The sequence below is a fragment of the Virgisporangium aurantiacum genome (genome assembly GCF_016863635.1).
GTDB lineage: Bacteria > Actinomycetota > Actinomycetes > Mycobacteriales > Micromonosporaceae > Virgisporangium > Virgisporangium aurantiacum.
This window is the reverse complement of sequence record NZ_BOPG01000070.1, coordinates 21,887-28,745: the sequence shown is the minus strand read 5'-3', so window position 1 is coordinate 28,745 and position 6,859 is coordinate 21,887. Positions and strand designations below refer to the sequence as shown.

Annotated in this window: 6 protein-coding genes; 1 reads left to right on the top strand and 5 read right to left on the bottom strand. The window is 70.1% G+C overall.

Annotation, left to right across the window (positions count from 1 at the left end):
- Window positions 1-94: 94 nt before the first annotated feature.
- Entirely contained in the window at window positions 95-1,429 is a 1,335-nt protein-coding gene (locus Vau01_RS46275) for a D-arabinono-1,4-lactone oxidase (protein WP_204006902.1), read from the top strand.
- Here the strand turns inward: Vau01_RS46275 and Vau01_RS46270 are convergent.
- The 5 genes from Vau01_RS46270 to Vau01_RS46250 all read right to left on the bottom strand — a co-directional run bounded on the left by Vau01_RS46270 (window position 1,426) and on the right by Vau01_RS46250 (window position 6,821).
- Entirely contained in the window at window positions 1,426-1,794 is a 369-nt protein-coding gene (locus tag Vau01_RS46270; RefSeq protein ID WP_204006900.1) for a VOC family protein, read from the bottom strand. The genes Vau01_RS46275 and Vau01_RS46270 overlap by 4 nt on opposite strands.
- Window positions 1,791-2,642: a helix-turn-helix transcriptional regulator gene (locus Vau01_RS46265; RefSeq protein ID WP_204006898.1), complete on the bottom strand. Its 852-nt coding sequence runs from the start codon at window positions 2,640-2,642 to the stop codon at window positions 1,791-1,793. Before Vau01_RS46265 ends, Vau01_RS46270 begins: the two co-directional genes overlap by 4 nt.
- A complete protein-coding gene (gene topA / locus Vau01_RS46260) occupies window positions 2,643-5,450 on the bottom strand; it encodes a type I DNA topoisomerase (protein ID WP_239152409.1) in 2,808 nt (935 codons plus the stop codon).
- Window positions 5,451-5,553: 103 nt separating this feature from the next.
- Window positions 5,554-6,288, bottom strand: a complete 735-nt coding sequence (locus Vau01_RS46255; protein ID WP_204006894.1) for a hypothetical protein — start codon at window positions 6,286-6,288, stop codon at window positions 5,554-5,556.
- Entirely contained in the window at window positions 6,279-6,821 is a 543-nt protein-coding gene (locus Vau01_RS46250; RefSeq protein ID WP_204006892.1) for a hypothetical protein, read from the bottom strand. Before Vau01_RS46250 ends, Vau01_RS46255 begins: the two co-directional genes overlap by 10 nt.
- Between the last annotated feature and the right edge of the window lie 38 nt (window positions 6,822-6,859).

Sequence of the window (6,859 nt, the reverse complement as noted above, 5' to 3'; positions counted from 1 at the left end):
CGGTCACGTCCGTTCCTTCCCGTTTATGGCCCTCTCACTCGGCATAACGATTGAGAAGTTGACTCGCCGCGCATCGGAGCGGTAGTCACGTCCGATGGTCCCCAATTCGTGGCGGGAAGACGCTGAATTGAACGCTGCTCGGCCTGGTGACGGCCCCGCATGGCGGAACTGGGCTGGCAACGTGTCAGACTCGGCGCCCTTTGTTACCCCGGAGTCGGTATCGGAACTGTCTGATACGGTCCGCACCGCCACCGATCGGGGGATTCGCGTCCGGGTGGCCGGCAGCGGCCATTCCTTCTCGCCTATCGCCTCGTCAGACGGCATGCGGATCGCACTCACGCGTATGCCGATCAACGTAGAGGTGGTAGGCACGTCGGTCACGGTTCCCGGCGGCATCACGCTTAACCGGTTGAATCGGGAACTCGACAGTCGCGGCCTGGCTCTACCCAATCTGGGCGATATCGACGCACAGACGATCACCGGTGCGATCCAGACCGGCACCCACGGCACCGGCGCCGGCTTCGGCGGGCTGGCGTCGTTCGTCTCCGCCCTGACCCTGCTGACGGCCGACGGGTCCACGGTGAGCTGTTCGCGCGGGGAGCCGCTGTTCGACGCCGCCGTGGTCGGGCTGGGCGCGTTCGGCGTGGTCGTCTCGGTGACGCTGGAGTGCGTGCCCGCGTTCATCCTGCGGGCCGAGGAGCGTCCGTCACCCCTGCAGCCGGTGCTCGACGGGCTCGACGACCTGATCGCCGGCAACGACCACTTCGAGTTCTACTGGTTCCCGTACACGAGCCGGGTGCAGGTGAAGCTGAACAACCGGGTTTCAGAGCTGGACACGCCGCTGCCCGGGTGGCGGCGCTGGCTGGACGACTCGTTCCTGTCCAACACGGTGTTCGGCGCGGGCTGCCGGGTCGCGCGCCGGGTGCCGGGCTTCGCGCGTCCCCTCATGAGGGTGTCCGCGCGGGCACTGTCCGCGCGGACCTATACCGCGACCTCCCATGAGGTCTTCTGCACCGCGCGGCGGGTGCGGTTCACCGAGATGGAGTACGGCCTGCCCCGGGCGGCGCTGGGCGAGGCGCTGAAGGGCCTGCGCGGGGTGGTCGAGGGGCTGCCGTTCCCGGTCGCGTTCCCGGTGGAGGTGCGGTTCACCGCGTCCGACGAGCCGTGGCTGTCGCACGGGCACGGCCGCGACAGCGCGTACGTGGCGGTCCACCAGTTCGTCGGGATGCCACACGAGCCGTACTTCCGCGAGTTCGAGAAGATCTGCCTCGACCTCGGTGGGCGCCCGCACTGGGGCAAGATGCACTTCGCTTCCGGGGAGCGGTTGCGGGCCGCCTACCCCCGCTTCGCCGACTGGGCGGCCGAACGCGACCGGATCGACCCCGCCGGGGTGTTCCGGTCGCCGTTCGTCGACCGCCTGCTCTCCTAGGGCCGGTAGGTGCCGAAGCTCCAGACGTTGCCCTCCGGGTCCTGCGCGGCGTACTCGCGGGAGCCGTAGTCCTGGTCGACCAGGTCCTGGATGATCTCGGCACCCGCCTTGACGGCTCTCGCGTGGTGGGCGTCGGGGTCGTCGAGGGCGAGATAGGTGACGGTTCGGCCGTTGTCGAACGGGTTCGGCCCGGCGCGCCGCTGGCCGAGCATGATCAGCCCGCCGCCGGGCCATTCCAGTTCCGCGTGCGCGACGGTGCCGTCCGGGTTCTCCATCACCGACTTCTCGGTGAAGCCGAACGCGTCGACGAGGAACCGGATCGCTTTCTTCGCGTCCGTGTACCGCAGGGTCGGGTAGATGCTCATGCGTCCGACGCTAGGAGTTCGACCGGTTCGCTGTCTTGGAGGAATGTGACCTGCTCGGGGTCGAGTTCGGCGACGAACGCGCCCGGGGTCACACCGGCCAGCGCGCGGAACTCGCGCACGAGGTGGCTCTGGTCGGTGTAGCCGCATGCGGCCGACACGACGGCCGCCGGCACGCCGCGGACGAGCAAGCGGTTGGCCCGGTGGAAGCGCAGCATCCGGGCCGCGACCTTGGGCGGCAGGCCCACCTCGGCCCGGAACCGGGCCACGAAGTGGCGGCGGCTCCAGCCGATCTCGTCGGCCAGGTCGGCGATCCGGAGGTCACCGTGCCGGACCCGCATGGCCCGCCACGCCCACTGGACGGCCGGATCGGGCTCCGGGCCGTCGTCGGCCAGCGCCAGCAGTTCGGCGTCGAGGAGATCCAGCGCGGTGGCCCAGTCGGTGGCGTCGGCCAGCCTGTCGACCACCCGGTCCAGCACCGGCAACTCGACCACCTGATCGGCCAGCTCACCCGGCGGGATCCGGAGCAGCCGGTGCGCGCCGTGGGGCGTGAGCCGCAGTTCGACGCCGCGCTGACTGCCGGCGAACTCGGTGGTGCCCCACGTGCCGTGCAGGCCGGCCACGAACGTGTCGAGGCGGCGACCCTGTACCGCGATCGGCGGGCCGAGGTTCAGGATCACCGTCACGGCGGGGTGCGGCGTGGTGCGCCGGACCACCGGACCGTCGGCGTGTTCGGCGTAGCCCGTGACACCGTCGACCAGCCCGGCCAGTCGGGGATCGGGTGGGCGTCGCGCCGACTCCCACCGGATCCCACCGGCCTCCTGCCGGTCGACGACCAGGCCACCGTCCACCTAGTCCGCCTCGGACCCGGCCTTCTTCGCCGGGGCGCGCTTCGTGGCGGTCGCCTTCTTGGCCGGTGCTGCCTTCTTGGCCAGCGTCGCCTTCTTCGCCGCGGTGGTCTTCTTCGCGGCCGTCGTCGTCTTCTTCGCCGCCGTGGTCTTCTTCGCCGCGCCGACCGTGGCCTTCTCCGGTGCCGCCTTCTTCGTCGCCTTGCGGGCGGTCTTCTTCACCGGACCCTTGGCCCGCTTCTCGGCCAGCATCTCGCTGGCCTCGTCGAGCGTCAGCGACTCCGGCGTCTGACCGCGTCGCAGCGAGGCGTTGGACTCGCCGTCGGTGACGTACGGTCCGAACCGCCCTTCCTTGATGACCAGCGGCTTCTCGGTGAGCGGGTCGGCGCCCATCTCGCGCAGCGGCGGGGCGGCAGCGCGGCGTCCCCTGGCCTTGGGCTCGGCGAGGATCGCCTCCGCCTGCTCCATGGTGACGGTGAACATCGCCTCTTCGCTCTCCAGCGAGCGGAACTCCTTGGCCTTCCGGACGTACGGCCCGAAGCGCCCGTTGGCCGCGACGATCTCCTCGCCGTCGGCGGCGATGCCGACCACGCGCGGCAGCGTGAGCAGCTTCAGGGCGTCGGCCAGCGTCAGGTTCTCCGGCGACATCGACCGCAGCAGCGACGACTTGCGCTCACCGCTCTGCACGTACGGGCCGTACCGGCCCGACTTGAGCTCGACCGGCTCGCCGGTGACCGGGTCCTCACCGAGCTTGATCTCGCCGCCGCCACCGCCGAGGTACAGCTCGTTGACCTTCTCCGGCGTCAGCTCGTCGGGAGCGATGCCGTCGGGCAGGGTGACCCGGTCGCTCTTCTCGTCGCCGTCGCCGCGCTGCAGGTAGGGACCGTACTGGCCGACCCGCACCACGATGTCGTCGAACAACGGGATCGAGTTGATGCCGCGGGCGTCGATGTCGCCGAGCTGATCGGTGACCATCCGCTTCAGGCCGCCCGAGCGCGACACCGAGCCCTCGCCGCCCAGCTCGCCGCCGAAGTAGAACGAGCGCAGGAAGTCGACCGCCGCCGCCTCGCCACCGGCGATGTCGTCGAGCTCGTTCTCCATGCCGGCGGTGAACGCGTAGTCGACGAGCTGCGGGAAGTGCCGTTCCAGCAGCGTCACCACGGCGAACGCGATGAAGCTCGGCACCATGGCCTGGCCGCGTTTCGTCACGTAGCCGCGGTCCTGGATGGTCTTCATGATCGACGTGTAGGTCGACGGGCGACCGATGCCCAGCTCCTCCAGCGCCTTGATCAGCGACGCCTCGGTGTAGCGGGGCGGCGGCTGGGTGGTGTGACCGGCGGCGCGCAGTTCCTCGGCCGTCAGCGGCTGGCCCTTCGCCAGGGTGGGCAGGCGGCGCTCGGCGTCTTCGGCCTCGGCGTCCTCGTCGTCGGACGACTCGACGTACGCCCGGAGGAAGCCCGGGTCGGTGATCGTCTTGCCGGACGCGCCGAAGTCGGCCTGCTCGCCGGTGGTCGACACGGCCCGGATACGCACCGAGGTCGAGTTGCCGACCGCGTCGGTCATCTGCGACGCGATCGTGCGGCGCCAGACCAGCTCGTACAGGCGGTACTCGTCGCCCCTGAGCTCGTTGGCGACGTCGCCCGGCGTCCGGAACGAGTCGCCGGCCGGGCGGATCGCCTCGTGCGCCTCCTGCGCGTTCTTGACCTTGCCGGTGTACCGGCGCGGCTGCGGCGGCACGAACTTGTCGCCGAACAGGTCGCGGATCTGCTGGCGGGCGGCGGTGATCGCGGACTCGCTCAGGTTGACCGAGTCGGTTCGCATATAGGTGATGTAGCCGTTCTCGTACAGCCGCTGCGCCACCCGCATCGTCTGCTCACTCGAGAACCGCAGCTTGCGGGCCGCCTCCTGCTGGAGCGTCGACGTGATGAACGGGGCGTACGGCCGGCGCCGGTACGGCTTCTCCTCGACGCGCGTGACCTCGAACGGCCTATTTTCGAGGCGCGCGGCGAGGCCGCGGGCACCCTGCTCGTCGAGGTGCACCACGCCGGAGTTGACGCGGACCTGGCCGGTCTCCGGGTCGAAGTCCTTGCCGGTGGCGATGCGGTCACCCTCGAGCGCGATCAGGGTGGCGCCGAACGTGCGCGGCCCGTCGCCGACCTTGCCGGCCTCGACGGCCAGCGTCGCCGCGATGTCCCAGTAGTCGGCCGAACGGAACTTCATCCGCTGCCGCTCGCGCTCCACGACGATGCGCGTCGCGACCGACTGCACCCGGCCGGCCGACAGCTTCGGCAGGACCTTCTTCCACAGCACCGGGGAGACCTCGTAGCCGTAGAGGCGGTCGAGGATGCGGCGGGCCTCCTGCGCGTCGACGAGGGAGCGGTCGATGTCACGCGGGTTGGCGACGGCGGCCTGGATCGCTGGCTTGGTGATCTCGTGGAAGACCATCCGCTTGACCGGGACGCGCGGCTTCAGCGTCTCGACCAGGTGCCACGCGATGGCCTCGCCCTCGCGGTCCTCGTCTGTGGCGAGCAGAATCTCGTCGACCTCGCCGGTGAGCTTCTTCAGCTTCTGGATCTGCTGGCGGCGGTCGGCGGTGACCACGTACAGGGCGGCGAAGTCGTTGTCGACGTCGACGCCGAGCCGCGCCCACGACGTGTCCTTGTACTTCGCCGGTACGTCGGCGGCGTTGCGGGGCAGGTCGCGGACATGGCCAAAGCTCGCCTCCACGACGTACCCCGGGCCGAGGTAACCCGAGATCGTTTTGGCCTTCGCCGGTGACTCGACGATGACCAAGCGCGTGGTGTTCGCCACTCTTCTCCCCAAATCGCGTGATATCTGCATCCGGCACGCCGAACGGCGCCACCGTACACCGTCGCTCAACGAGGTAAGGCCAGTTGGGCGTCCTCCGAGGACATCAGAGGTCGAAAAGCCCCGGTTCGCCCGGAAAAACGGCTTCTCGCGGGGTTGCGGCGGGACGTCCGCTGCCGGGTTCGCGTTTTCTTGCGCTTTTTGAGGATACGGGCACAGTGCTGTCCGGTTTTGCGTCCTGCACCTTCTTACCCGGCCACATTCCGGGCGGAACGTCGGCTGGCGGATCGCCGACAACCTCCGCCAGGTGTGCCACCCTCCGCCGTCCCTCGATCCGGTAAAGCGGCCCGCCGGCCCTGACCCCGAGCAACTCGGCCGGCAGGCCGGCCATGGCCAGCGCCTTTCCGACCGGCTTCCAGCACTCCTCCTCCGTACCCAGGTGCAGCGAGTAGCCGTCGCCGTCCTCGGTCGGCTGGCCCGCGGCGGCGCACCAGAGGCGCAGGCGCTGGCCGTCCAGGAAAAAGTCGGGCGGCGGCCGCTTGACCGCGCCGCGCAACCACCGCGTACCGAGCGGCGCGAGCCGCGACGAGTATGCCGTGCGGACGCCGAAATGACCCTCGATCGTCGCCTTGTCCCAGCTCGTGGCGAGGCCCCGCCGGGTGAACTCGGCGATCAGCACCCGCACCCGCCAGGCGGCGTCGACCACGATCGACACCCGGGCCGTCCCGCCCAGGCGCACCACCTGGCCGCCACCCGCGAGCAGGCCGTCGAGATCTCCGGGACCGGGCGGGTGCGCCTCGATTCCGAAGATCGACAGCTGGGTGTCCATCGCTACTTGCACGCCTCGACCTCGTTGAACGCCTTCTGCAACTCCGGCGACTTGACCTTGTCGAGGTTGAGCGCTCCATACTCCTTGTCGAGCTGGCCGAACGCGGCGGTGACGCCGTCGTAGAACTTGGGCTGGTCGGCGGTCTGCAGGCCGGTGACCGTCTGCTTCGCCTTGCCGTACGCGTCGCGGGTGCGACGCAGCGTGTCGGCGAACTCGGCGGCGGCCCGCTTGCCGTTCTCCGCGTCGGGCTCGCCGGCCGCGGCCACCTTGGAACGCGCCTGCTCGCTGGCGTTCTCGGCGCCGCCGAGCAGTTCCAGGAGGCCGACCTTCGCCTGCTCCGCGTTGGCGGCCGCGTCCATCCGCTGCTGGGCCCGCGTCATCAGCGAGTCGATCTCGGTGCGCCAGGGAGCGAGCGCGGAACAGACCGCTCCGGCCCAGGTGGCAGCCGCCACCGACCCGCGGCCGTCGGTCTTGTCGTCGCCACCGCAGGCCGCCGTGGACGCAACGATCAGCACGACCGCCAGCAGTACGCGTACACCCGGCATGGCCGCAAGGGTAGATCCGCACACGCGTGCGATTCCAT